This is a genomic window from Spirulina major PCC 6313 (assembly GCF_001890765.1).
Taxonomy (GTDB): Bacteria; Cyanobacteriota; Cyanobacteriia; order Cyanobacteriales; family Spirulinaceae; genus Spirulina; species Spirulina major.
Map to the genome: position 1 here is coordinate 3359742 of NZ_KV878783.1, position 26377 is coordinate 3386118.

The 26377-nt window shown below is 54.4% G+C and carries 22 protein-coding genes; 15 read left to right on the forward strand and 7 right to left on the reverse strand.

Annotated features, from left to right (window positions below):
• Positions 1-18: 18 nt before the first annotated feature.
• On the reverse strand, positions 19-4359 hold the full coding sequence (locus SPI6313_RS14790) for a helicase domain-containing protein (protein ID WP_072621695.1): 4341 nt from the start codon (positions 4357-4359) through the stop codon (positions 19-21).
• A 956-nt stretch (positions 4360-5315) separates the two neighbouring features.
• Here SPI6313_RS14790 and SPI6313_RS14795 point away from each other — a divergent pair.
• The 5 genes from SPI6313_RS14795 (at position 5316) to SPI6313_RS14815 (ending at position 10334) form a co-directional block, all read left to right on the forward strand.
• Positions 5316-5951 (forward strand): hypothetical protein, encoded by a 636-nt coding sequence (locus SPI6313_RS14795; protein ID WP_072621696.1) that lies wholly within the window; start codon positions 5316-5318, stop codon positions 5949-5951.
• Between the two features lie 39 nt (positions 5952-5990).
• The gene (locus SPI6313_RS14800; RefSeq protein ID WP_072621697.1) at positions 5991-7079 is read left to right on the forward strand and encodes a DUF1822 family protein; all 1089 of its coding nucleotides are present in this window, start codon (positions 5991-5993) and stop codon (positions 7077-7079) included.
• A gap of 24 nt (positions 7080-7103) precedes the next feature.
• Positions 7104-8939, forward strand: a complete 1836-nt coding sequence (locus SPI6313_RS14805; RefSeq protein WP_072621698.1) for a CHAT domain-containing tetratricopeptide repeat protein — start codon at positions 7104-7106, stop codon at positions 8937-8939.
• A gap of 240 nt (positions 8940-9179) precedes the next feature.
• On the forward strand, positions 9180-9944 hold the full coding sequence (locus SPI6313_RS14810; RefSeq protein WP_175551152.1) for a phosphate/phosphite/phosphonate ABC transporter substrate-binding protein: 765 nt from the start codon (positions 9180-9182) through the stop codon (positions 9942-9944).
• A gap of 195 nt (positions 9945-10139) precedes the next feature.
• Positions 10140-10334: a hypothetical protein gene (locus tag SPI6313_RS14815; protein WP_072621700.1), complete on the forward strand. Its 195-nt coding sequence runs from the start codon at positions 10140-10142 to the stop codon at positions 10332-10334.
• A gap of 17 nt (positions 10335-10351) precedes the next feature.
• Here the strand turns inward: SPI6313_RS14815 and SPI6313_RS14820 are convergent, their stop codons facing one another.
• Entirely contained in the window at positions 10352-10864 is a 513-nt protein-coding gene (locus tag SPI6313_RS14820) for a TIGR02652 family protein (RefSeq protein WP_072621701.1), read from the reverse strand.
• Positions 10865-11098: 234 nt separating this feature from the next.
• Between SPI6313_RS14820 and SPI6313_RS14825 the strand changes: the two genes are divergently transcribed.
• Positions 11099-11599 (forward strand): hypothetical protein, encoded by a 501-nt coding sequence (locus tag SPI6313_RS14825; protein ID WP_072621702.1) that lies wholly within the window; start codon positions 11099-11101, stop codon positions 11597-11599.
• Positions 11600-11601: 2 nt separating this feature from the next.
• Here SPI6313_RS14825 and SPI6313_RS14830 read toward each other — a convergent pair whose 3' ends face one another.
• Positions 11602-12393 carry an LmeA family phospholipid-binding protein gene (locus SPI6313_RS14830; protein ID WP_072621703.1) on the reverse strand — a complete coding sequence of 264 codons (792 nt, stop codon included), beginning with the start codon at positions 12391-12393 and terminating at the stop codon, positions 11602-11604.
• 972 nt (positions 12394-13365) lie between these two features.
• Here SPI6313_RS14830 and rpsB point away from each other — a divergent pair.
• The 6 genes from rpsB (at position 13366) to SPI6313_RS14860 (ending at position 21342) form a co-directional block, all read left to right on the forward strand.
• Positions 13366-14199, forward strand: coding sequence for a 30S ribosomal protein S2 (rpsB, locus tag SPI6313_RS14835; RefSeq protein ID WP_072621704.1), 834 nt, complete (start codon positions 13366-13368; stop codon positions 14197-14199).
• A gap of 297 nt (positions 14200-14496) precedes the next feature.
• Positions 14497-15264 (forward strand): translation elongation factor Ts, encoded by a 768-nt coding sequence (tsf, locus tag SPI6313_RS14840; RefSeq protein ID WP_084669048.1) that lies wholly within the window; start codon positions 14497-14499, stop codon positions 15262-15264.
• A 109-nt stretch (positions 15265-15373) separates the two neighbouring features.
• Entirely contained in the window at positions 15374-16414 is a 1041-nt protein-coding gene (locus SPI6313_RS14845) for a hypothetical protein (RefSeq protein WP_072621705.1), read from the forward strand.
• Positions 16415-16594: 180 nt separating this feature from the next.
• Complete coding sequence (locus tag SPI6313_RS14850; protein ID WP_217650619.1) at positions 16595-16930, forward strand: hypothetical protein; 336 nt, start codon at positions 16595-16597, stop codon at positions 16928-16930.
• 8 nt (positions 16931-16938) lie between these two features.
• The gene (locus tag SPI6313_RS14855) at positions 16939-18195 is read left to right on the forward strand and encodes a glutamate-5-semialdehyde dehydrogenase (RefSeq protein ID WP_072621707.1); all 1257 of its coding nucleotides are present in this window, start codon (positions 16939-16941) and stop codon (positions 18193-18195) included.
• Complete coding sequence (locus tag SPI6313_RS14860; RefSeq protein WP_217650620.1) at positions 18196-21342, forward strand: alpha-mannosidase; 3147 nt, start codon at positions 18196-18198, stop codon at positions 21340-21342. It begins immediately after the preceding gene.
• Between the two features lie 41 nt (positions 21343-21383).
• Here the strand turns inward: SPI6313_RS14860 and psbN are convergent, their stop codons facing one another.
• Positions 21384-21515, reverse strand: coding sequence for a photosystem II protein N (psbN, locus tag SPI6313_RS14865; protein WP_072621708.1), 132 nt, complete (start codon positions 21513-21515; stop codon positions 21384-21386).
• A 245-nt stretch (positions 21516-21760) separates the two neighbouring features.
• Here psbN and psbH point away from each other — a divergent pair, with 245 nt between their 5' ends.
• Entirely contained in the window at positions 21761-21964 is a 204-nt protein-coding gene (gene psbH, locus SPI6313_RS14870) for a photosystem II reaction center phosphoprotein PsbH (RefSeq protein WP_072621709.1), read from the forward strand.
• Between the two features lie 93 nt (positions 21965-22057).
• Positions 22058-22381: a TatA/E family twin arginine-targeting protein translocase gene (locus SPI6313_RS14875; protein ID WP_072621710.1), complete on the forward strand. Its 324-nt coding sequence runs from the start codon at positions 22058-22060 to the stop codon at positions 22379-22381.
• Positions 22382-22526: 145 nt separating this feature from the next.
• Here the strand turns inward: SPI6313_RS14875 and SPI6313_RS14880 are convergent, their stop codons facing one another.
• A complete protein-coding gene (locus SPI6313_RS14880) occupies positions 22527-23774 on the reverse strand; it encodes a WD40 domain-containing protein (RefSeq protein WP_139276656.1) in 1248 nt (415 codons plus the stop codon).
• A gap of 43 nt (positions 23775-23817) precedes the next feature.
• A complete protein-coding gene (locus tag SPI6313_RS14885) occupies positions 23818-25053 on the reverse strand; it encodes a DUF790 family protein (RefSeq protein WP_072623161.1) in 1236 nt (411 codons plus the stop codon).
• Positions 25054-25175: 122 nt separating this feature from the next.
• Between SPI6313_RS14885 and SPI6313_RS14890 the strand changes: the two genes are divergently transcribed.
• The gene (locus SPI6313_RS14890) at positions 25176-26072 is read left to right on the forward strand and encodes an alpha/beta fold hydrolase (protein ID WP_217650621.1); all 897 of its coding nucleotides are present in this window, start codon (positions 25176-25178) and stop codon (positions 26070-26072) included.
• On the opposite strand, the gene SPI6313_RS14895 is transcribed toward SPI6313_RS14890, so the two are convergent.
• On the reverse strand, positions 26069-26272 hold the full coding sequence (locus tag SPI6313_RS14895; RefSeq protein WP_072621712.1) for a hypothetical protein: 204 nt from the start codon (positions 26270-26272) through the stop codon (positions 26069-26071). The genes SPI6313_RS14890 and SPI6313_RS14895 overlap by 4 nt on opposite strands.
• Positions 26273-26377: the final 105 nt, after the last annotated feature.

Genomic DNA, 26377 nt, shown 5'->3' on the forward strand with positions numbered 1-26377 from the left:
CCATCGTCAGGCGCAACCCTAGAAGGTCGTGGGCCAATGGATGTAGATCGGGTCGGGGTGGGGTGCGATCGTCAGTTCTAAATGGGAGGGATGCAATACGCCCTGATAGCCGCAACTGGGATGCTGAAACCGGAGGGGTAATTCGCCGCTGATTACCGCTTGGTTGAGGCTGATCTGTTGGGCGTGGCCATCGATGCGGAGGGTCTGTTGGCTGAGTTGGTCGCGGATTTGCACCTGGGCAAAGCGGGGGATGGCTTGGATGTGGAGGTGCTTCAGTTGGAAGCTGAAGCCGTCGGGGGGTTGGGGACTGACCTCCACATCGGGGGGGAGGCCGCTGATCAGGTGTTCGGGGGTGGTGTCAGCGGTGACGCTGATGCTCAGGGGTGGGGGGATGGTGAGGTCGAGAGCTTCGGCATCGCATTGCCATTGGGTGGCTTTTTTCTGGAGGTCGTTGCGGGCTTTGAGGGCGCGGCGGACGTTGCCTTGGCGGGTAAGGCTTTGGTCTTGTTTTTTCTTGGCGACGAGCCAGCGATCGCGGGCAAAGTCTCGCAGCAGAATGTTGGGGTCTTGGGTGAATTGGTCGTAAAAGCTGAGGCTTTCGGCGATCGCACCCACCCGTTCAAGGGCGATGCCAATTTCGGGCATCGAGAGGGCGATCGCGTCACTGTCCGCCGGGGGTTGTCCCCAATCCGGCGCGAGGAGAACATGATCTTTTAAAAATTGCTCATAGCGGCGGCGCAGATCCCGATGCAGGTCGCTAGGTTCGAGGTTGGCATGGGCGAGAGCTTGGACGAGATGGGCCGTGATGCCGAGGCTTTGGGCTTTGGGGGTATGGAGGAGAGCGGGGTAGGCTTCTAGATGGGCGATCGCCTCTTCCCACTGCTCGGCTTGGGTGGCGTTTTGGACCAGGGTTAGCAGTACCGTTTCGCCTTCCCCTTGGTCTTGGGCGGCGGTGATCACCTGGGTGATCAACTCCCCATCCTCAAGCTGTTGCCCATAGTCGAGGGCTTCGAGCCAACGGGATTGAGCAATCAACGCCAGGGTAATTCCCGGTAGCCAGTTTTCGGTATTGGGACAATTAGCCGCCCCCCAGGCGTTGAGGGCTTCTTCATGTTGCCCCGCTTGCACGAGTTCCACAAGGCCCGCCGGCAGTCCTCGCACGTGGGCCTGGGCGAGGTGATAGGCGGGGGTGTCCTGCTGGCCACAGCGGTTCCAGGTGGCGATCGCATCTTCATACCGAGCCGCGTAATAAAAACACTGGCCCGCCAGCGTATCCATCCCTTCATATTCCGCCCCTGCTAAATTGCGCAACACCTCCCCCCAGGCTTGCCACTGCTCAGCGGGCATCGTCGCGGTGGCCTGGACACAATGGGACGCGATCGCCTCCCGATAGCGATCGATCACCGCTTTCCACGGCCCCATAAACCGATAGTCTTCGAGGCGTTGGGAGGCGATCAGCGTCGCTAAAAATGCGGTGAATTGATCCACCGTGGCCACCGTCGGCTCCACCGTCGCCATAAACTGCACCAAAGGGCGCACCTCCGCCGGTTGCACCGTGAAATCATGGTCGCGAATCTCGCCCCAATCGCAATGGTGATACCACGCTTTTAGTTGCATCCAGCATTCCCCCTGCCAAAAACAATTCCAGGCTTCCACATCATCCCCCTGAGCCACAAACTGTTTGCCCGCCGCTTCATACTGTTCAGCAAATTTATGGCTCCACGCCTCACAGCGAGCCGCCTGCACCCTATCGCCTAGGCGTTCATAGGCTTCCTGGGCGCGGTACATCAGATCAGCATTTTCAGTGTGGAGGCCTTCATCAAAAAGGGTTTGGGCGATCGCCGGTAGATCATCGGCGCTAATCGTTGCCGTGCCGTCCCCGGTGCTGATCAGTTGAATATGGCTTTCCCACTGTTGGCGGTGCTTGGGATGGGCAGCGAGGAAACGATCCAACTCCGCCACATCGCTACCATGCCGCCACAATTGGCGATCGCCCTCCGGACTATCCACAATCACCAGCCGTTCCGTCGCCCGACTCGCCGCCACATAGAGCTTATTGAAAAAATACCGCGCCTCTTCCGAATGCTCGCTGTGGGGATTCCACGCCCCCGTGGGGCAAGCCTCGCCAAACTTGTAGATCACCACCTGTTTAAACTCCAACCCCTTAGCCGCGATCGCGCTCAACACATTCCACGGCGCTCCCCGTTTCCGGCCCGTCTGTAACACCCGCAACACCGGATCACGCCGCACAAAATCCGCCTCTCCCCCTTGGTCACAAGGCACAATCACGATCGTATCCTGGAACTGATGTTGCACCGTTTCATCCGTCACTTCTCGACCGACGATCCATTTTTGGGGCAATTGATCCCCTCCCTTGCGGGCCTGCTGGGGTTGAATTTCTGGCAGATCAAACAACACACTGCGCCACAGTTGAATCAGATTATTCACCCGCACAATCGGCGCAGCAGATCGATAATTGGACTCCAATTCTTCAAAATTCATCTCTAGATCCAGCATCCCCGTTGGTGACAGGGTGGTGATCACCTCGTTATAAAAGGCCGCCTTTAAACTTGACCAGCGGAACCCCGTCGGATTCAAGGTTTGCAACGGATCACCCGCAAAGGCAAAGGGCAAACTTTCCACATGTTGATGCTCTAGATCATATTGCGAAAACACCGATAAGCGCATGATCAATTGCAATTCTAAATGGGTAAAATCCTGGGCTTCATCGCAGAAAATTGCCGTAAATTCACCCCGGTAACATTTCAATTGCAACACGCGCCGAATCAGGTCTTGATCATCCCATTTGCCTTCGTCTTTGAGGGTGCGATCGTACCATTTCCACACCGTTTCATAGATTGCATCAAAATCCTCGACCGATACCGTGCGCTCTTTGCGGGGAATTTCCCGATAATCATCGACTTCTAAATAGGTATCCCGTTCATCCAAGTGATACCCCTTAATAAATGTCCGAATCACCTGCCAACAGACTTCTGGCGAATAGACCCGCCGCCGGGTTTTCAGATACTGCTGGCGAAAATAGTGAAATGAAACATAATTCGCATCATTGAACCGATTCCGTTCCACGAGGGGTAAACGATTGCGCAAAAAGGTACGAAAGGATTGAAAAAACGGACTAATATCCGGCAGGGCTTCGGATTGGCCCCGCCGTTCTAAAAAGCGATGGTGCGATGCGAGGAGGGGAATCACCCGTTCTTTCGCGACTTTGAGGAGGCGATCGTTGTAGGCGAGGAAGAGGGGGCGGGGAAAGCTGAGGCAGGGGCGGCCGGCTTCGGTGCAGTAGCGAAGATGGCGGTGGCAATAGTCGGCAAAGAGGTGAAACAGCATCGTGGATTTGCCGCTGCCGGCTTGCCCGTTGAGAAAGAGGGGCAGGGAGGGTTTTTGAGTCGAAACGTTGTGTAAAATCGCTTCTTCTTCGGCGGAGAGGGCAAGGTTGGCGCGTTCGTCGGTTTCGATTTCGAGCCAGTTGGTTTCGTCGGCGAGGAGGTAGTCGGGGTAGGCGCGGCGGGCGATGGTGGTGAGTTCGTCGAGGGTGGTGGGGGTTTGGGAACTGAAGAGGTAGCGGTTTTGTTCGCCATTGGGGTGATGGTGGCTAATTTTCCAGAGGGGTTCGAGGATGGTTTGGAGGGTGTCGGGGTCGGGGCGATCGCGAAAGGGGGCAATTAAAAAGAGCACCTGACGGGTGGGGTGATCGGCGGTGGTGATGCGGCTGTAGAGGATGGTGTGTGCGGGTTCGCAATAGAGCCGGATGCCGTCCCAGGGGGTGAGTTCGCCGCGATCGCCGTCAGCATCCGCGAGTTCGGTGATGATCCGGTTAAAGGTGCGCCATTCGCTACGGCAGTGGGGTTCAGCAAAGCGGGCCAGCCAGGCTTCGCTTTCGTAGATGACGACTCCGTTAAAGTCCATGCGGAGACTGGGGCGATCGAGCCAGCGGCGGAGGGATTCGCTTAAGGGGGGGGACGTGGGTTGGGGCTGGTTTGCGCTGTTGTTTTTTTGTTCATTTAACCAGTCCCACAGGAGACTATCGGGGATCTGGGTGTCTAAAATATTGTTGGCCCAGTCTTGGCGATCGCGCAAAAATTCCTCATAGTCGCGATCGCCCCGCCTGAACACACGCAACCAGCACAATATTGGTTCATTGCCAATTCGTCGTATGCGGGCAATGAGTCGTAGGTTGCTTTCCTTGCGTTTTAGGTAGGGATAAACACGCTCAAACCGCGATAGTACCTGCTCAAGGGGCATGGTTTCCAATTCACGACAGAGGCGATCCACATGTTCGGCGAGGCCAGCTTTTTCGTGAACTTGGGCATTGAAGGCGGAGGAGCGATAACAATACATCAGCAATTGTCCTGGTACAGATAGAAGGAATAGTCTAAGCGGAAAAGAGCGGGTCAGAAGTTTGGCCCGCAACACTCTATCTTAAGTGTTGCCAGAGGACTCCCGTTAGACCGACGACAGCAGCGATTCCGCCCCATCGGGGATTGCAATCCCCGCCTCAGAGCGAAAACCCGTTCACACGGGTCCACAGTGGGCATCGGCCTGGGCATCGGCCCACTTTCGCTATGAGCCAAGAACTTCAGTTCTTGGCGGATTGGGGTTCAGCACACTCATCCTCTGTCGTGCGAGCATCTCGATCGCTGCCCTGATCAGGGAGCTCTAAAGATAAGCTAGGTCAACGTTTGCACGTTATGTATCGTAGTCCCGTGGGAGAGGGGTTTGGGGCGAGGGTAATAAGTGCACAAGCAAGCTGTAAAGCCTTCTCATTTTAGCTGTGTCATGGCATTAGGGCTGAGCTTACCGAAGGAGCGGGGCTTGAGATCTATTGCTTGGGTAAATTCCGATCTACGAAAATTAGACAATCTGCGCTAGTATTACGCCTAATCGTCAGCCAATACGCTTAATGATCACGCCTGCCATGACTTAGCATGGGAGGCAGTTCGGAGAGTAAACGCCAAGAGGCAGAATTGATCAAGGGGCGTTGCTTTACCTAACAGGTATTGTTGAGAGCAAGTCTTTCCTCATTTTCAGTCATAATAAAACTATGGCTTGTTGCGATCGACTCTGACCCCATGGCTTCCTATCGTGGGCCAACGCTGCCAGTCACAGATGGGACGGAGACAGGTTTTTAGGTCTATTGTGAAGTTTTTCAAGACGGTAAAGGCAACGGTTTTGGCTCTACAATCCCATCAATTTCCTTCCCTACGGCAATGTTTGCGGGCTGTGGGGTGAAAACGGTACGAGTGATCATACATAAACGATGAATTGTTGTTACAAGCGCTTGCTGTAGAGGAATTATGACGACCCAGCCCCGCCGTCTTCTCCATGACTTATGCTGTCAGGCGTGCCATCATCCGAAAGGCAGTCGAGAACGTCGTGTGATCCTGTCGCGGTTGATTGAGGCCATCATTGAGTCTAATCTACTGTGGCGTGGGAATGAACCCTACTATGAAGATGCGCTGCAATTAACCTGGATCTATCTTAGTCGTAACCTGTGCGAATCGGAGACGGGCAAGCAGTACGATGCCAGGATTAGCAGTGTCACCACCTGGCTTAATGCCTATCTCAAGCGGCGCTTACAGGATTTTCGTGAGCGCGATCGCGATGAAAGCAACAGTCGCTATCACCCCACGGTCAATACCCCTGATCCAACGGCCTTGATTGTGGCGGAGGACGATATTCCACCCATTTTAGAAAATACTCGTCACTGGATCGAAACAGATCCAGAGGGAATTTTAAAGAGCATTGTTCTCAAGCAATATCCCCACATTACCTGTCAATGTCTGTTGTTGCGCCGCCTGCCCCCCGAAACCGCTTGGAAGGATCTAGCGGCTGAATTTGACTGTTCCATTTCAACGCTGGCTAGCTTCTATCAGCGCCATTGTTTTCCTCAGTTGCGAAAATTTGCTCAATCTGAGGGATATCTAGAGTAGAACGACTAATCTGTTATTCATTGTCATAGTGTCACTGTCATGGGAAATTTTTCCAGTCTAATTTTTCCAATTCCCTCTCGTCATTGGGCGATCGCCCAATTATTCACCTCGCAACAGGCCAACAGCTTGAAGGCGGCCCAAACCCAACTCAACACCTTAGCCGTCTTGGCGGTTCATGACTATTTGCAGATGCTGGATATTGCCACGGATCTGACCCAAAGCGATAGTTGGAACCCAATCATGCGGCTGATGGCGGATGTCGCCGATCTGAAGATCGTCGGCCAAGGTGTGGTGGAATGTCGGCCGGTGCGATGGTCTGTCGATGCAGCGGCTCGCCCCTCACACTGTCTGGTGCCGCCGGAAGTGTGGAGTGATCGGGATGAGTCTGGGGTGTTGAACCGGCTTGGGTATATTGTGGTGGGGATTGACTATGCTCAACGTCAGGCGACGTTATTGGGGTTTTGCGCCACGGTGAAGCAAGAGCGCTTGCCCTTGAGTCGTTTGCAGTCGCTGGAAACCTTCTTGATCCTGCTGGATCGGTTGAGTCCGGTCTCACTCTCGGCTTGGCTGCGGGGAGAGGCTGACCCGGTTTGGCAAGATGCGATCGCCCTCTTGCAGCGTGATTTCCAGGTTCAGGCCCAAGCCACCCTATCCATGGCGGTGGCCATGCAGCAACAATACCCCTGGTGGCAGCGGTGGCGCGATCGCCTCCTGACCCGCCGCCCCCCTGAGTTTGAACCGTCGTGGGCGCTCCGGAGTGCCTTGAGTCCCCCCGGAGAAACCGCCGCCCATCCCCTCGCCCCCGACAAGATTGCCAAGGCCAAGCACCTCCGCCTCGGGCCATCAGAGGACTCCCCCTGGGTTACCCTCGTCGTGGCAATCACCCCAGAAGCCCAGCAGCAGATTCAGGTGGTCGCTCAACTGCATCCGGTGGGGGGCGATCGCACCTTACCCCCAAACATCTCTCTGTCATTACACGAAAGCAGCGACGTTCCACTCTCACAAACCAAAACCCGCAGTCACGATCAAGGCATTCAGCTTCACCCGTTCCGCGTCCAGAACGGCACAGACTTTCAACTCCGGGTAACATTGGGAGAGTCTACCATTGTAGAAGCATTCACGATTTGAAGCATTTACAGTTGAGGTAAGGAAATGACACGAGTGGTGGTGCTCAATTTTGGCTTGGGAAGTCTAGAAACGGGCTTCCCATCCATCACAGCTCGTCTAGGACTATCGGGGCCCCTCCTCACCCAAAGCATCGCTTCCCTGCCCCCCGCTCCCCACATCGTTCAACTGTATCGAAGCTGGCGCGTCCTCTACGATGCCCTGGCCAGCTATCCCGTCCGGCAACTCTCCACCCCTGGCATCAGCATCGAAGCCACGGGAATTACCCATATTTCCACCACCGACTTTGAAAACCTCAACACCAAACTGATCCAAGCCCTCAACACCTGGCTCAACCACACAGCCTTTCGCCCCATTGAACGCCACCTGCGCACCCACATCAGCCCCACGGAAACCTTTCGGATTGTGATTGAAAGCGATCAGGAATTGTTGTGGCGTTTGCCGTGGCAAGCCTGGGAGTTACTCAAAACGGACTACCCCTACGGCGAGATTGCCCTCAGCCCCCCCAACTACTCCGCCCCGGTCTTATTTTCACCCCCCCCACGACGGCAGAAAGTACGTGTGCTCGTGATTCTCGGTGACAGTCGGGGCATCAATGTGATGCACGATGTTCGCGTCCTGAAACAATTACCAGGCATCCAATTAACAACCTTAGATGAACCGAGCCGAGCGGAAGTGATTCAGGCCCTGTGGGCCAAGCGTTGGGATATTTTGCTCTTTTCTGGCCATAGTTCCAGTCATCACGATGCGACCCATGGCACGCTGTTTATTAATCCCACCGCGCATCACAATAAAATCACGATTACCGAACTGCAAGAAGCCCTCAACCATGCGGTTCAGCAAGGGTTACAACTGGCGATTTTTAACTCCTGTGATGGACTAGGCCTGGCCCGCGATCTGGCCGCTGCCCAGATTCCCTTGCCGCCCTTTGTGGTGATGCGGGAAGCCGTGCCCGACTGTGTCGCCCATACGTTTCTGAAGAGCTTTTTGCGGACATTTGCGGAGGGATATCCCTTTCATTTGGCGGTGCGCTATGCCCGTGAACAGTTACGCAGCCTAGAGGATAAATTACCGGGCGTGTCAGGCTTGCCGATTATTTGCCAACATCCGGCGGTGATCCCGCCTACATGGGCAGAATTACGCGGTCAGGAGATCAAGACGGCTCAGACGCGGCCCCTCCCTTGGCGGCAGCGACGGTATGGCTGGGGTATAGCGTTGGTCAGTGCGTTGGCGGTCTATGGTTTTTGGGGTGGGATGCTAGCCCAGCAGTTGAACCAATGGGGGAAGGCGGCGGCCCAGGAGGATCACCTCGTCACCTCGCGCTGGTTTTATCAGGGAGCGATCGCCCTGGCTCCCCTCGGATCAGAAGCCTACTACAACCTAGGTCGTCTCTGCGAACAAAAGCAAGAGAATTTAGACTGTGCCTTCAATGCCTATCGCAATGCTGCGAACCGGGGATCGGGTGCTGCCATTGTTAAGAGTGCTCAACTCTCACTGCGCACTCAAGCCCACCGTGTTGAAGAGGTCATTGTGATGACCGAGCGGTGTTTAGATAACCCTCAAATTCAGGTGAAAGCTGAATGTTTCAGCACTCGTGCTTGGGCGTTGTGGGAAGATAATCGTCCTCAAGAAGCGAAATTTTGGACACAAAAATCCCTACGGTTATCTCTGACTAATCCCCATGCCCTCTGCCTCTACGCTCAAATTTTAGAATCTGAAAAGAATCCATCCCAAGCACGGGTTTACTGGGAGCAAGTGATCAAATATTCCCACTACCATACCGATGAACAAAACACCTGTTTAAAAAAAGCCTACCAACGACGTTCTAGTGTAAGCATTCAGGTCATGAGGATTTGGCTGTAAGCACTGCTCAGTATGGGTTTCAGCTATTTTGAGCTATTTTGTTATTCTCAATAAACAAGGCTGTAACCCCTAGTCTTGCGTAATTATTGAGAATGAACTGTTAGTTTAGAACTCACCTCGATTTTGAAAGCCTCGCTGTGACTGCGTTTCAAGTACCTGAATCCTTACGTTCTAGTTAACTGGTGCAGAGTCAAGACTTAATATTTGGCTCATCTTGAATGTCCAAAACTTAAGGTGACGGTGCGTTACGCTTCGCTAACAGCACCCTACTGTCATGACATAGCTAATTATTCTGAGTTGCGGGCTGCCCTCGCTCAGGCTTTGGCGACAGAGGTGGAATTTGTGCCGGTGGATGATCAGATTTCGGGGGCGGTGTTGTTGAAGGATGGTCAAATTGATTTAGCCTTGGTGGGGCCATCGGAATATGTGGTGATCCAGGCGCGAACCAATGCAGTGTCGGTGATTGGCATTACCCGCCCGAATTATCGCTCGGTGTTGGCCACAAGAGCCGAGAGTGAGGTTAAGGCGATCGCTGATCTCAAGTCCAAAACGCTGGCCCTGTCGGATGTGGGATCAACCAGCGGTCACTTGGGGCCGATCGCGATGCTGGTTGAAGCGGGTTTAGATCCGCAGCAAGATTTAACCGTGGAAATGCTCGGTGATGATGGCAGTACGGCGGCGCTGCGATCGGGGCAGGTGGAGGCGTGGGGAGGGTCGTTCACTGACTATGAGGACATGAGTCAGGCTGCACCGGAACAGTTTGTCATCTTGCAACGTGGGCCATTATTGCCCAGTGATGTTTTGATTGCGGGCAGCCATATTGCAGCGGATGTGGTAACCGCAATCCAAGCTAAAATGCTGGCCAATGAAGCGGCGTTAACGACGGCGATCGCTACCCATGAGCGTAAATATGAAGGATCAACTCTCACAGTCATGCAAGACCAAGACTATGATTCGATCCGCGCTGCCTACAGTGCGATCGGCCAAGGGAACTTTCTCAATTAGCAGGGTGAGCCTGTTACACCCTACGTGTCTGTGAATGGGGAATCTCCAGCTATACACGCAGTGTTAGCTGGATGAGCGTCAAAATCCCTCTGGCCCGAACCCTGTTGGGATGATGAAATCTTTGAGCCGTTGGATCAATCCCTCTATGATTTCCTCAATGGCTACCTTTAACCCCCTATCGTGACAACCCACCCTATGGATATTCCCCAACCCCTCCTCCAAAACCTGACTCTCTATCTCAGCGGTCGCCGGGCTGCCCATGACGCAGAAGCAGAATCGTTGCTCAAACAACTGACCATGGCAATGGAAACCGCCGAACACAGTGGCAAGCACACCGAAACGCCAGCAAGCCTGTTTTCAGCCCCTGCCGGTGAAGAGATCGGCTGTTGAGAGGACGGGTGATCGTCCTAGTCAAATAACCGAAAGTAGGGGTAACGCACGGGTACACCCGGCTCTTTTTCTAATTTGAAGTTGATCACATCCCAACAGGGATCATCACTACTGTCTGGGCTAAACACAACCGGTAACCCATACAGCCGGGGCACTTTTGCATCCGTGTCCGGACTACGCCAAGCACTACTCCGCTCTAGGTAAGAACTGACAAGGCTTTGATAACGGTGCGCGATCGTAACCTGTGTGGCTCGGTAGCCTTGGGTATAGAGGCGATCGAGGGCTTCATGAATTTCAAACCGAATTCCATCGGGATGGGTATGCTGGCGATACCATTCTTCGTTCCATTGCCGCCAATGTCGGCCCGATTGGAGATGGACTAATTCTGCTGTGTTGGGATCGGCTTCAAATGCGCCGTGGCGAGGACAAAGGTAGGTATCAGTGAGCATTAACGCCGGGATCGCTTGGCGACAGTGGGGACAATGAATCTCTGCCCCGAAGATCGGGTATTGCAAGGCCGGGTTAATCATAGAACCGTTGGAACCGTAGTCGTTTCTGTGCTGAGCAACCCTCTAACAGGAGCTAACGTGGTTTCATTATAGAGCTTCAAACTCAGCCCTGGGCGTTTCCGAACCATTACCGCTGTCGGGCTTCAGAAATGGGGGGGAATCCTCAAAACCAACGTAACAAAGTAGAGACGATCGCTCTGTTCATGCGGTGGCGTGAGCCAAGATAGGTCTAAAACGGGTATGGAGTGAAAACCAATGACCACAGAACACGATCGCGCTCTCCTCTTTCAAGAGGTGCAACAATTTCGCCAACGCTGGCTCTGGGCATTATTACTGGGGATTAATGGCGTTGTCATTGCCGTGACCCTCTATAGCGTGTTTGGCTCTAGCCCCGACCCTAGCCCAGTGTGGGTGTTGCTCTTGGTGGTGGGGGTAGCCTGCTTGAATACGGTGCTATTTGCGTTGATGAAGCTCAAAGCTGAGGTCAGCGAAGACGGGATTTTGATTCATTATTTTCCCCTGAAACGGCGTGAAATTGCTCGCGATCGCATTCGATCCTGCAAAGCTCTCACCTATCGCCCCCTCAGAGACTACGGCGGGTGGGGGATTCGGCGCGGCTGGTCGAGTGTGGCCTATACCGTGCAGGGCGATCGCGGTGTTTGGGTTGAACTCACCAGCGGCAGACCTGTGTTGATTGGTTCCCAGCGACCCGAAGCCTTGGCCGAGGCGATCGCCTCCCTACTTCCGCCGAGCTAACCTCAGCCTGTACGCGGCACTCGTTCAATTTGGGCATAGCCGCTAAAGTTCAAGGTCGCGCCTTTTGTTTCCAAGCGGTTGATCCGCAGCGTCACCCCATCCAGATTAAAGCGGTCAAGATCCACCATTTCATTGAGGATTTCCACCAAAATACCCATCAGAATTTTAGAGAGGCCCTGTTCTGCCGTGGGGATTTCATCAGCCATAAATTCAGCCGCTTCGTAGGTAATCCGCCGCCGTTTCGCCAAGCCCAACTCACAACTGAAGCAGATCGGCACAATCTTATTCGTGAGATTCGCCTTGGCGAATAACTTAATCCGATTGTCGGGCAATAGCTTGAGGCTGATCTCGTTAAACGATACCGGCTGCCCCCCGGAGAGATTCGTCAGTCGTTCATCGGTGAGGCCTTCGAGGCGTTGCCGGACAAGGGGGGCTGAAAACGCGCTGTTAATATCTTCTTCGGTTAGTTTGACGAGGGCCACCGCTTGCGTGGGTTGTTTCAGGGCAATTTGTCCCTTGAGCAGCGAGCCAAAGTCAATGGCAACAGCGTCGGTTTCAAAGGACAATTCAGCGGTGCGAAAGTCCCGCCGGATGACCAAGCCGTGACCGTTCATCTTGAAGCTATCAATACTTCCTTGGAGAAGCTTGCTAGAGGGGTTGCAGCGCACCTTGACATCGACCATGTCACTTTGAGTAAACAGATGCCGCAGGGTGTTGCTAGCAACGCTATTGAGGAGATCCTCTCCCCAATCTGGTTTTTGGGAGGAGTTCGAGCCGATAAAGCCACCAAACATAAAACTAAGGTCCGCGCTGCTCACAACGTTTGTTACAAAAATTTACTTCCTACCTTCCTTGTAACAGAATCTTAAAGATTCAGCAAAGAGTATGGTCATCGCTTGATGGGGGTTTGGGACGCGGGAACGGCGATCGCAGGAATAGCGAAAACGGAGCAATCGACCGCCCGTTAAGGTGTTGGGTATTTATACTCATTGCCATCCGTGAGATTTTTCCCATGGGAAATTAGGGTAAAAATTTTTTTCAACGGGAGGGCAAGATCCCACGATGGATTCACATGGGGCGGGAGTTGCGATCGCAGCTTATCCCTGTCCCTAGCATCCCACATCCCACCCCGCCGTGCCGCGAAAACACCCTAAAAATCTCCAATCACGTTCATCAGCCTTGTTAATCCCGGCCCCTCTTGCTGCACAGGATTGCCGTCCGAATTTCTGCCGCAGGAGTAAGCCAGAGCCTCTGTCGCAAGAGTGAGCCAGAGGCGCACACTCCCAGGGCTGGCATCCTCCGTCGTGCAAGCTTCTGTAGTGCGAGCTTCTCGCTCGCTACGGCCCTAACGAGAGAGATCAACTACTCACACTCCCAGGGCTGGCATCCTCCGTCGTGCAAGCTTCTGTAGTGCGAGCTTCTAGCTCGCTACGGCCCTAACGAGAGAGATCAACTACTCACACTCCCAGGGCTGGCATCCTCCGTCGTGCAAGCTTCTGTAGTGCGAGCTTCTAGCTCGCTACGGCCCTAACGAGAGAGATCAACTACTCACACTCCCAGGGCTGGCATCCTCCGTCGTGCAAGCTTCTGTAGTGCGAGCTTCTCGCTCGCTGCGGCCCTAGGGTCTCAAGCGCATCACCACCGCCCCACCGTGCTACCCTAGTAAAGTTGTCAAAAATCGCACATCTGAGATTTCGGGTGTTTCGCCCTGGTGGCGAAATGCAAGCTCAGATGGAGGATAAACCCGAAACAGGAGTACAAAAAACATGGCAGTCGTATCACTCGCGAGTCTCTTAGAGTCTGGCGTACATTTTGGGCATCAAACCCGCCGCTGGAATCCCAAAATGGACCCCTACATCTACACCGCCCGCAACGGGGTTCACATCATTGACTTGGTGCAAACGGCGCAACTCATGGGCGAAGCCTATGAATATATGCGCACCGCCGCCGAGAAAGGCAAAAAAGTCTTGTTCGTCGGCACCAAACGCCAAGCCGCTGGCATCATTGCCCAAGAATCCGCCCGCTGTGGTGCTTACTTCATTAACCAACGGTGGTTAGGGGGCATGCTCACCAACTGGGAAACGATCCGCACCCGGATCGATCGCCTCAAAGAACTCGAACATCTCGAAGAAAGCGGCAACCTCGACAAACGCCCGAAAAAAGAAGCCTCTGTGCTGCGGCGCGAGTTGATGAAGTTGCAAAAATATCTCGGCGGCATTAAAAATATGCGTCGTCCGCCTGATATTGTCGTTATCGTCGATCAGCGCCGTGAATACAATGCCATCCTCGAATGTCAAAAACTGAATATTCCCATCGTCTCGATGCTGGACACCAACTGCGATCCGGACTTGGTGGATATTCCGGTTCCGGCTAATGATGACGCGATCCGCTCGATCAAATTGATTGTGGGTCGTTTAGCGGATGCCATCTATGAAGGCCGCCACGGTCAACTCGATGTTGATGATGACTACGAAGAGTTTGACGATGAACTCGCCGAGGGTGAGTTTGACGACGAGGAAAGCGAGACCTTTGAGGCGAGTGGCGAAGAGGCGATCGCCGTGAACACCGAACCCGCCACCAGCGGCGACAGCGAAGAGTAACAGCAACTCTTCCCTTGTGTTCGCACCAACGCATTGGGGGATGCCTTGGCTCTTGTGGTGATGCACAATGCACGGTTAATGACGGTGACATGTGCTCCGATGAGGGCTGAGGCCATCCCTGACCCCACTGCCAATCCAGCCGTAGGGTGATAAAGCGTTGAATTAGGATAACCTTGATTCGGATCGGAATCGAGGCAAGAGCATCGGAAACGCTCCTTCAGCCTGTTTCGACAGGGCGGGAGTGGATGTCACAATAGTGAATGCATTCAGCAGGATATCCTTACCCTAAAAAACGTCATGGCAAAGAAAAACAAATCAGACAAAAAAGCTCCAAAAGCAGCAGCACCCGCAGCAGCACCCGCAGCAAAAGCAGAACCCAAAGCAGAACCCAAAGCAGAACCCAAAGCCGGAACAATATCTGCGGCCCTGGTGAAAGAACTCCGGGACAAAACGGGCGCGGGGATGATGGATTGTAAAAAAGCCCTCAAAGAAGCCGGGGGCGATATGGAAAAGGCCAATGAATGGCTACGGCAGAAGGGGATTGCCTCAGCGGAGAAAAAAGCGGGCCGCGTCGCAGCCGAAGGATTGGTGGGTAGCTATATCCATACGGGGGGCCGTGTGGGTGTGCTTGTGGAAGTGAATTGTGAGACGGACTTTGTGGCCCGCCGCGATGAGTTTCAAGAACTTGTTCGCAACGTGGCGATGCAGGTGGCGGCTTGCCCGAATGTGGAATATGTCAGGGTTGAGGATATTCCGACGCAATTTGTCGAAAAAGAGAAGGCGATCGAAATGGGTCGTGATGATCTCGGCAATAAGCCCGACAATATTAAGGAAAAAATCATTGAAGGACGCATTTCTAAGCGTCTGAAGGAAGTTTCCTTGTTGGATCAACCCTATGTGAAGGATCAAGGCATCACGGTGGATGAAATGGTGAAGCAGGTAAGTGGTCAGATTGGTGAAAAAATTGAGATCCGCCGCTTTAGCCGTTTTGTCTTGGGTGAGGGGATTGAGAAGCAGGAGACTGATTTTGCGGCGGAAGTGGCTGCCCAAACGGGACAAGCGTAAGGATTCGTCAGGATTCACCGCTGGATTTTGATGAGATGACAGTTAGGTTATGGGTTGTTTTGACTCATAACCTAATTGTTGATCGGTAGTGAAGTATGGGAGTGTTTTCATGAGTAAATCCCTCCAGAAAATTGAACGGGAGCTTGAGGCGATCGCAACTCAGTTTGCGGAGTTTGAGGGGCGATTTCGGGAGCAATATGGTCAATATCTGGTGAGTTTGGGCGCGTCTATTCAGCGTCAACTGATTTTAGTCACCTATCAGATTTGTACGAGTACTTATCCAACGGAGTTTTTGGCGTTGTCTGTGGGCGATCGCGAACAACTCCAACAGGCGATTCAAGTCCTAGGCCGGGAGGCTGCGACTCAGTTACCGGGCTTACTCGATCGCCCCTTGCGCTCCCCTCAACCCTCGTCCTCCTCCGGCAGCCCTATTTTTAATAAGTTGCCCATCAGCCCCGAACAACTCCAACTGCTCAAAGAAAAGTTACTGGAGCAGCGGGAGCAGTTTGAACAAAAGGCGAATAACGAGGATGAGGATGGGTCGATTGAGTTTATTACGATCGAGGCGGACTTGGATTTGTTGGCGGCGGATGACGAGGATGAGGACGATGACGATGACGACGACGACGATGATGATGACGATGATGAGACCGTAGATGGGGAGGATGAGGCGACGGAGGAGGAGACTGATGTGGGGCTTCCCCCCACGAATCCGGTGGAGTTTGCCCAGTGGCTGAAGCAGTTGGATGGCGCGATCGCTACTCAACTGAAAACCCTTTCGACCCAAGCCAATCGCCTCCTCCAATCGCAAGGGATTATGGCTCACAAATTGCCCCCGAAGGTGATTGAAGCGGCGATGCAGTCCGATGAAGGGAGTGTGGGTCAAATGCCCAACTTGCTGAATGTGTTGGTGGAAACGGAACAGGTTAAAGGCGATCGCGCCGCTGGGATGGTGCAGGTGACGGCAGTGCGGCTGCGGTTGGCGGAAATTGAATTTGCAGAACCTCAGGTGGCGGCCTACCAGAGTAAATTGCGGGAGTTGCGGGCCCAGTCCCATCGTCTGGCCAAGCAATACCACACCCTGAAGCGAGAAGAATCTGTCGCCACGGCTGAGGCGGCCTGGCGAGCCAGTTGGTATGAGCCATCTTAGGGTCACTGCGATCTGATGGTGGATCTGGGGGTGCGATCGCATAGATACAGACAGCAACGGCAAAAGTTCAATATCATATCAAAATGATCTCTGTCGTCGTTCCTGCTGTGCTGAGTGTCCCCTCCATCCCGCCCCATTGATCTGACCTGTGATTATCCCTGTCCCTGTCGGCGAGGTCGGTTGCAGCGAATTACGCTCACCGATGCCTTTGGGTGCGATCGCTGTCAACACCTCTTTGAAGTGACCGAGCAAGGGACGTATCTTGAGCAGATTGTCACCACCCGCCCCCAGCGACCCCGTTGGCGTTGGACTGGCAAAACCTGGAAGTCAGTGCCCCGCCGCGATCCTCTGCATAAATTCACCACATTAGAGTTATTTGGTCTATTGTTAGGGACGATTGTTTGTGTTTTGATCCTGAATCAAGCGATCGCAAACAACCTGATTTATGGTTTGTGCCTCTTAATTCTCCTAATCGTCATACCTGGGTTGATGTTCTGGTTATCTTACCGCCAATAATATAGACAATGTCTTCTAAACTTCCCCTCGCCACCGCCATTGCCCAACGGGTTGATGAGGCCTCCCTCCAGTTAGCTGTTAAGACAGGGTTAGAGCGTAGTCGTGGGATTCAAGCCATGGCCGAGGGCCTAGACGCAGCCCAGGCAGAAATTTTAGAAGCGAACACCTTGGATCTGGAAATTAGCCGCGAAATGGCGGTGTCTGACGTGTTGCAAGACTGGCTCAAGCTCACCCCAGAACGGCTGCAACAAGCGATCCAACTGCTCTATCGACTGGGGGAAAGTGCTGATCCGCTGCTGCGGGTGATGGGCGCACCCTATCCGATCGCCTCATCCCAAACCTATTGCCAACTGGTTCCCCTTGGGGTGATCACGCTGGTGTATGAAGCCTTTCCGGAATTGGCGGCGATCGCGGCGGGGCTGTGTCTGCGCACGGGAAATGCGTTGATTTTGCGAGGCACGAGCGAGGCGAGCCATACCAACGCCGTCATTGCCCAGGTGTTACAGCGAGCGATCGCCACGGCCCAACTGCCCCCCGGCACAATTGAATGGATTTCGAGCGAAGAAGGCATTTCCATGGCAGAGTTGATCACCCAAGACCCCTATGTCAACTTAATTATTCCCTACGGTCGTGCCAGTTTTGTCCAACACATTAGCCAACAGTCCACCGTCCCCGTCCTCCGCACCGCGATGGGCAATTGCTACCTGTATTGCTCGCCTTCCGGGGATTTAGACCTGGCGCGATCGATGATTCTCGATAGCCATGCCAGCGAACCCGATCCGGTGAATGCGATCGAAAAAGTGCTCCTCAATCAATCGCAATCACGCTCCTCTTTGATGCGGTTTTTTGTCACCCTCCAAGAGCAAGGGTTTAGCCTGCGGGCAGAACCGGAACTGGTTGAGCAGTTTTCTGAGTTATTAACACCCATGCAGCCCCAAGAGTGGAAGCTGGCATATTTGAAAAAAATCATCAGTTTTAAGCTCGTGGAGGATCTAGATGCGGCGATCGCTTGGATGAACCAACACAGCAGCAACCACGCCGATTGTCTCGTCACGGAATCCTACGCCGAAAGTCGCCATTTTGCCCAAAACGTCAATAGTGCGCTGGTGTATATCAACGCATCGCCGCGCTTTTCTCGCAACCCGAAACAGAGCGATTCGATTTTTCTGGGCATTTCCAACCAAAAAGGCCGACGACGGGGCCTGATTGGGGTTGAAAGCTTGATGACCATTAAGCAAGTTGTCCAAGGCCGCGGAGAGCTTTAGGTGGAACAGACTCAATCCTTAGCCCAAGATCACGCCCGTACCGTGATTGACGAGACGATCCAAATGCTCCGCGATCGCGCCCACCTCGATGTGCAATCCCAATGGCTCTGGCACGATGTGGATGTTGCCACAGTGCCTTCGTCCTTCAACCCAGCCACCTGGAACCCCGCTACCGTCAATGCCAAGGGCTATATTGTCTGGGAAAAAGGGCGACGAGTGCGCTGGCTGTGGCAATCCTTCACGCTGCCGGCAACCCTGAAGGGCTACCCCGTCGCCGGGATGGCGCTGCGGCTCTGTTTGACCTGGTGGGCTGAGGATGCGCAAATTTTCTGTAATGGCGAACAGGTCCAGGCGGGAGACTTGTTCGACTCCTCGGCGCGGGTTTTGCTCACGCCTAACGCTCAACCGGGAGCGGCGATCGCCGTCGCGATCCGTCTCGTTAGCCCCAACCATGACATCGGTGCTTTGATGCGATCGCACCTCCGTTACGAAGCCCCCCACCTCAGCCCCGATCACCCCCATCTCAGCACTGCCCTCGATCCCGGCTTCGTCGCCGATGAACTCGCCGTCCTCAGTCACTACCTCCTCACCTTCAATCCGGAGCAATTACCCCACCTTGAACAAACCTTAACCCCCATCCAATGGCCCCACGACCCCGATCCGGCCCAATGGCAGCAGCACCTCCAGCACCTCCACACCGCCCTCATCCCCTTCGCCGCCGACCTCAAAACCCGCACTTTCCACATCCTCGGCCATGCTCACCTTGATATGGCGTGGCTCTGGGAATTGGCAGAAACCTACGATGTTGCCGAGCGCACCTTTCAATCCGTCCTCAACCTCCAACAGGATTTCCCAGAACTCACCTTTTGCCACACCAGCCCCGCCCTCTACCAGTGGATGGAAACCCACCGGCCGCAACTATTCGCCGCAATTCAGGCAGCCGTCAAGGCGGGAGGATGGGAACCCGTGGGGGGAATGTGGATTGAGCCGGATGTGTTGTTACCCAGTGGCGAAAGTATTGCCCGGCAACTGCTCTACGGCCAACGCTACACCGCTGCCAAGTTCGGCAAAATCACCTCTGTCGCTTGGTTAACCGATAGTTTTGGCTTTTGTTGGCAACTGCCGCAACTCCTCAAGCAAGGCGGCATTGACTATTTCGTTACCCAAAAACTGCACTGGAACGATCGCACCGAATTTCCCCATGGGTTTTTCTGGTGGGAAGCACCAGACGGGACGCGCCTCCTGACCTTGATGTCACCGCCGAATGTGACCGGGGTGATGGATACCGACCCGATCACGATGACGAATTACAGCGTGCAATGGGAGCAACAAACGGGATTGCGGGATGTGTTTTGGTTGCCGGGGGTGGGGGATCATGGCGGTGGGCCGAGTCGGGATATGTTGACAGTAAGCCGTCGCTGGCAACAGTCCCCCTGTTTTCCACGGGTGAGGTTTACAACGGCGGCGCAATATTTAGGGCAATTGGCGCAACAAGAGGCGTTGCCGGTGTGGGCGGATGAACTGTATTTAGAACTGCATCGCGGTTGCTATACGGTACATGGGGATCAGAAGTGGTTTAATCGGCGCTGTGAGGCGGCGCTATTTGAGGCGGAATTGTGGAGCGCGATCGCCTCTCGTCTCGCCGCGTTTACCTACCCCCACGCCGACCTAGAGCAAGGGTGGAAACAGGTCTTATTCAATCAATTTCACGATATCTTACCCGGCACCTCGATCCGTCCCGTGTTTGAACAGGCGAATCCCCAGTGGGAAGCGGCCTTGACCACAGCCCAAGGGATTCAGCAACAGGCCCTAGAAGCGATCGCCTCGCATATCCCTCCCCCCCCCTGCCCCATTGCCAACGCCCAACCGCTGCTCATTTTCAACCCCCTCAACTGGCAACGGGACGCGGTGATTGAACTGCCGAGGGTGGGACAACTTTATGACGCAACGGGACAACCGCTGCCAACCCAGGCGAATCATGACGGGGGCGCGATCGCGTTTATTCCGGCTCTGCCCTCCGTCGGCTATACCCTCGTTTGGCTCGGCTCAGACCCCTTACCGCCCAACGCGCCCTGTCCAGCAGAACCCCGGTTAAACAACGAACACCTAGCCGTGATCATCGATCCGCACACCGGCAACATTCAGCAACTTTGGGATAAACAAGCCCAGCGCGAAGTCTTGCGCGGGCCCGGTAATCTCCTCCAAACCTTCCAGGATCAGGGTCAATATTGGGATGCTTGGAACATTGACCCTGCCTATGAGCAACATCCATTGCCGGGGCCGCAACTAGAGCAATGGCAGTGGTTGGAATGGGGCGAGGTGCGATCGCGTCTCCGGGTCACATTCCGATTCAACGAATCCACGATCACCCAAGACTACATCCTCAACGTCCACAGTCCCCGCCTCGATATCCGCAACCGCATCGATTGGCGCGAAACCCACGTTCTCCTCAAAACCGCCTTTCCCCTCACCCTCACCGCCGACACTGTCGAAACGGAAATGCCCTGCGGCACGATCTCCCGTCCCACCCGACCCCAAACCCCCGCCGAACAAGCTAAATGGGAAATTCCTGCCCTGCGGTGGGCGGACTTGAGCGATGGCAGCTATGGGGTGGCGGTGTTGAATGATTGTAAGTATGGCTATGATGTGAAGCCGAATCAATTGCGCTTAAGTCTGTTGCGGAGTCCTGTGTGGCCCGATCCGGATTGCGATCGCCACATTCACCACTTCACCTACAGCCTTTACCCCCACAGCGGCAACTGGCGCACCGCCCGCACTGTCCACCACGGCTACGAACTCAACCAGCCCCCCGCTGTTATCCCTCATCCGGGCCTGTCCGGTGGTTCCCTGCCACCCCAGGGCAGTTTCCTCACCCTGTCCGACGATAACCTGGTGTTGATGGCGGTGAAACAAAGCGAAGACGAGCCCCTTTGCTATCTAGTGCGTCTCTATGAAGCCAGCGGCGAGGCTGCCAGGTTCGATCCCCAGGGGTTACTGACTTGGCCCGTCAGCGATCGCGTCAATCTCTTAGAACAGCCCCAAGCTAACCCAGACTCCACCCTTACCCCCTGGCAAATTGCCAGTTTTCAGATCGAACCGGATGCGATCGTTGATGTGCCGCGATCGCCCACGCAAAAAAGGGATTGAAAACGGCTCAACCCCTAGAATCTGGTCAATTTTGAGACGGATTAATCTTCGTGGTCTTCAAAGGGATCATTCAGTTCGGCCGAGGGCGAGCCAAAGGAAATATAGATTGAATAGGCGGTGGCGGCGATGACAAGCGCACCAATGCCAACAATAAAAACTGTTTCAGATTCCATCGTTAAAGATTAAAATTATGATACCGATAGCTCTATAATACTACGAGTGATTGGATTCCAGGTTCTGTCCTTCGTGGGCAGGCTGTGATCATCTGCCTTTGCAGTCATGGCATCAACGGTAGACACCGGCTAGACGAGTCGCGTTTCATGTGCGATCGCTGCCCAACGTCCGCCCCGATCCGCTGTTCTCAGTAACAGCGAAGATGCCCCACAACCCTTAATAAACGCTCACTTGAGATTCATCTATGTCACAACGCACATGGTTGGGCGACCGGCTTAAGCCCCTCAATTCCGAATATGGTAAAGTGTCTCCTGGTTGGGGAACAACTCCGGTTATGGGAGTCTTCATGGTTCTCTTTCTGGTCTTTTTGCTGATTATTCTGCAAATTTACAACGCAGACTTGTTACTGAACGGGTTTGATGTTGATTGGACGAACCTCACGGACTAGTTCAATTCAGGTTATTCAATGGCTTGGTCTTGGCTTTTGTTCACCCTCCCGGTTTATCCGGGTTTTTTTGTTTGTACAGTTCACTCCTAGGCTATGAATATTTTTGGAATTGGCTTGCCGGAAATGGCGCTCATTTTTGTAGTTGCACTCTTGATTTTTGGGCCGAAGAAACTCCCAGAGATTGGCCGGAGCTTGGGAAAAACAATCCGGAGCTTCCAAGATGCCACCAATGAGTTTCAGAATGAATTTAAGCGGGAAGCCGAAAAAATCGAAGAGTCGGTCAAAATGAACGCTCAACTTGAATCGAAAACCTCCGCCAGCGCGACCCCGGTTGAAACCAGCGACGAGGAGAGGGAAACGGTTCACGCGGAGGAACCTTCAACGCAGGAAACCGAAGCAAACCCTTCGTCTTCCTAGTGTCACGACACATGTTAATTGGTGGGTTACAGCGGATTACTGACTTGCAGTGATAGCGGGAGTTTAAGCCGCCTAACCCACCCTATAATTAAGCATTATTTTAGCTGTGTCGTCACAGTGGGGGGGATTTTTTGGGGGGCGACCATTATGGGACAGCCCAGAGGCGAATGTGTTGATCCGCATGACAACTGAGGAGGGCGTGACCTTGGGCGGCGAAAATGAGTTGGGTGATGGGGCTGTTTTGGGTGTGGAGGGTGTGGAGGCAGTCGCCTTGATAGATGTCCCAAAAGCGAATCGTGCCGGTACGATCGCTACTTGCCAAAATCCGCCCTGAGGGTGAAAACGCTAGTTGATCCGCCCGGCCAATACTGAGTGATCGCAACCGTCCCAGCGGGGTGTTTTGCCGCAGATTCCAGAGGGTGATTTCGTTGGCCCAGTGGGCAGTCGCTAGGATGTGGCGGTTGGGGCTGAGGGCGAGGGTGGTGGCATGGCAGGGGAGAACGGCGGGACGGCGGCGGTGCTGGGGATACCAGAGTTGGACGGTATGATTGCGGTGGCTGCTGACAATCAGGCGGGCATCGCTGCTGACGGTGAGGGCGATCGCCCCCTGACGGCGGGAGCCTGGCCCCTGTGGGTTAGTGGCCTGCTGGACAGTGCCGCTGCGGAGATCCCAACGCTGTAATTGCCCCGTCACCGTCCCCGTCACCAGATAGGGCGCAGCCGGGGCGAGGGCCAGACACCGGATGCGATGATGGTGGTGGGGATAGAGTTGTTGGGTGAGTTCGCCCTCTTGCCACACTTCTAAGCGATTGTGCTCGCCATCAATCAGACGGACCAAGAGTTGACCCTGACTCCCCAATGCGTAGCGTTCCGGATGGTGATCGAGGCGGGGAATTTTGAGCAGAATCCGCCGGGTGGCTAATTCCTGGACAATGACATGGTGGCCGCGTTGATAGGCGATCGCTTGCCCGGTCGGACTCAAACTCGGCGCAGCCCCGACGGGAATTCGACAGAGACAATCAAATAAGGTATAGGGTAAAAACGTTCCCAGGAGCCTTTGAATCCTAGGATTAGGCTGATCGCGCAGGAGTCGATAGGCCGTGCGTTGTACCACAGAAGACTCATCTAATAACGCCCGAATCACCAACGCGACCCCCGGATCTTGGGGGGTGAGAGGGCGATCGCCGCCGTAGTACATCGCGGCAGTGACGGCTTGGCGGCGCTGTTGTGGGTCGGGGTCATGGAGGCGATGCTCTAGGGCCGGAATGCCCCCCAAGACCAAACCATGATCGGGGGCGGCGATCGTCTGACCCAGCACCGCATCGGTTGGTTGGGGAACAGCGATCGCCCCCTGTTCCGCGATCAACGACTGCCCTTGATTCTGTTGCCTCAATGCCACTCCTTACCCTCGCTGCAATGAACTGCGATCGCGCCCCTCAACCCCTTTTGTCCCCCCCACAATCCAACACCTCAAGCACCCCCTTCGGATTCAGCTTGTCCTTAAACCACACCACCTGCGCCGGAACCGTCGCCGGATCAACCCCCGCCTTCCCCAAATTCAGCCGCTCCGAAATTGCCAAAATCAAATTATCCACACCCGACTGCCGCACCTGACTAAACTTTTTGCGTAAATACTCCGGTCGCCAATACCCCACAATCTCCAAAATATAATCCCGCCCATCCGGATGCACGAGCCGAAAATCCGGAATCATCACACTCCCCGGAATCGGAATTAAATTCACCTCTCGCTCCAATTGCCAGTCTGTTTTCGTCTTTTGCCACCGCTTCACAAAGGATTCTTCGAGCAAACTATCGTAGGGCTTGCCCGGTGCATAATGGGTGACTAAATCACAGCGATCATTGAGGGTGAATCGACCCGTTCTAACGGTTTTTGTATAACTATCTTTATGGTGGAGGGTGGCGCTGAGACTCCACTTTTTGACATGGAGTAATGCGGGCAGCATTTTCGCAAAGGCTAACCCATAGCGCGTACTGGTTTTAAATAAGCTCGTCGGCCCATCTAAACTAATCGTAAACCCATGATCCACATCGCCTTCAATGTAGGTCATTAATTGAAAGAGTTTGAGATAGCGAAAGAGTAATTTATATTCCCCCGGCACATTGCGATGGGCGTTAATCATCACCTCACTGACTTTATAAAAAATCCCCTGCACTTGTGAGAGATTGTAACGATGGATCAGAGCTTCGGGAGTGGGAGGGTCAAAGCTGGTGAGAATGCGATTTTCGGGTAAATCGGCATAGAGGCCGTGGTCTAGATCGAGGGGAGTGACGGGGCGCTTGAGTTCTTGGCTGAGGTGGTGGGCGAGGGTTTCGAGGGTTTGGGTGCGTTGGTTGGGTAAGGGGGGCTGGGCGGCGGCGAGGGTAAAGGTGCGATCGCGCAATGCCTGCGGCTCCAACGGACTAACAATCTCAAACGTACTAAAACTATTGCGTAAAATATGGGCAAACCCCCGCCGGACTCGATAATCCGTACTCTCGCCTTCTAGCTCTTGTAATTCTGCATCGAGTTCCCCTTGGGTTTTGCCCACGCAACATTCAAAACATTCTAGTTGTTCTGTGGCTAGGTCAAGAATCGCCGCACTTAACGGCAAGCGTTTCGGAATCACCGTTTCCCCATTAAACCGATAACTGAGTAAATCACTCGGCAGCATGACAGTTAATCCCCCAGAACAGTGGCGATCGCTCACCCCCATCGGGCCAGCCAAAATTAATCTTAGATCGTGATCCCGCAGTTGTCAGACCCCGACCGATCCCGCTCAAGGCCCAACGACCCATGCAATCCCGCCCCATGACCCAAGCCTCACCATTTCTCCTCTTTGCCCAACATGGCTGGGCCGATACTCACCACGCTATCCAAGGCCTCGCCCAATCCCTCGCCCCCCACGCCACAATCATCGCGCCCGACCTCGGCTGGTGGAAAACTTGGTGGCGGATTCACCCATTGATCGCCACGGTTGAACAGGCCGCGCTCCAAACCCTACGCACCCACCCCGATCACCCGTGGCGGATTATCGGGCATTCCATGGGGGGTTTGATTTGGTTGGAACTGCTTCAGCGTCATCCGGATTGGTGGAGTCGGGTGGAGGCGTTGGTGTTGGTGGCTTCGCCGGTGGGGGGGGCGGATTTGGGGCGGATACTCGATCCCTTCGGGTGGGGGCTTGGGATTGCGGCGGATTTGGGGGCAAATCGTCGCGCGATCGCCGCCCAGATTGCGGCCCAGATTCCCACCTTGAGCATCGCGGGGGATGTGGATGGGGGCAGCGATCGCACGGTGTTGGTGCAATCGACACAATTCAACCACGCAACGCAGCGGACGTTACCCCACGCCCACGCCCCCCTGAAAAATCACCCGGACTTAATCCCGCTCATTCACCAATTTTGGGCGCACCCCACGATCGCCCCCCTCCCTCCACCCAGCGACCACCACAGCGCGATCGCCCACCTACGCACCGTCCCCGGCATCACCGACGCTCACCCCCGCGATGCCACCCGCGCCCCAATCCAGCACCGGTTTCCCGACGGCTCCACCCTGCGACTCTGGCACAATCCCTTCGGAGTGCTCCATGTCTTCGTGTTTGATGCTGATGGGGATTATCAATACGGCGGGTTTGTGGGAAGGCGCGATCGCGCTGCACTACTCGCGACGGTGGATCACCTCACCTCGCTTTAAAACTGATAGTCAAATCGTTCTAAATCTGCTTGATAAATTTTGCCAATAATCGCCTTTGTGCGGGCAGAATAATAACTGCGATAATCCTGATTTGCCCCAGCCTTGCGTAAGTGCGGCACAGCGATCGGCTCAATCTGAAGGACATTGGTAATCTGTTGAATATCCTCGGCGAGGGTTTCAACACGCCCAATACAATCCATCTCTTCGAGTCGATATTTAGGGGGTGCATCTCACTTTGGCGAATAGTTGATATGTACTTACCTAGTTTTGGGCATCAGCGGTTAAGCTACCTCCCATAGCTACTC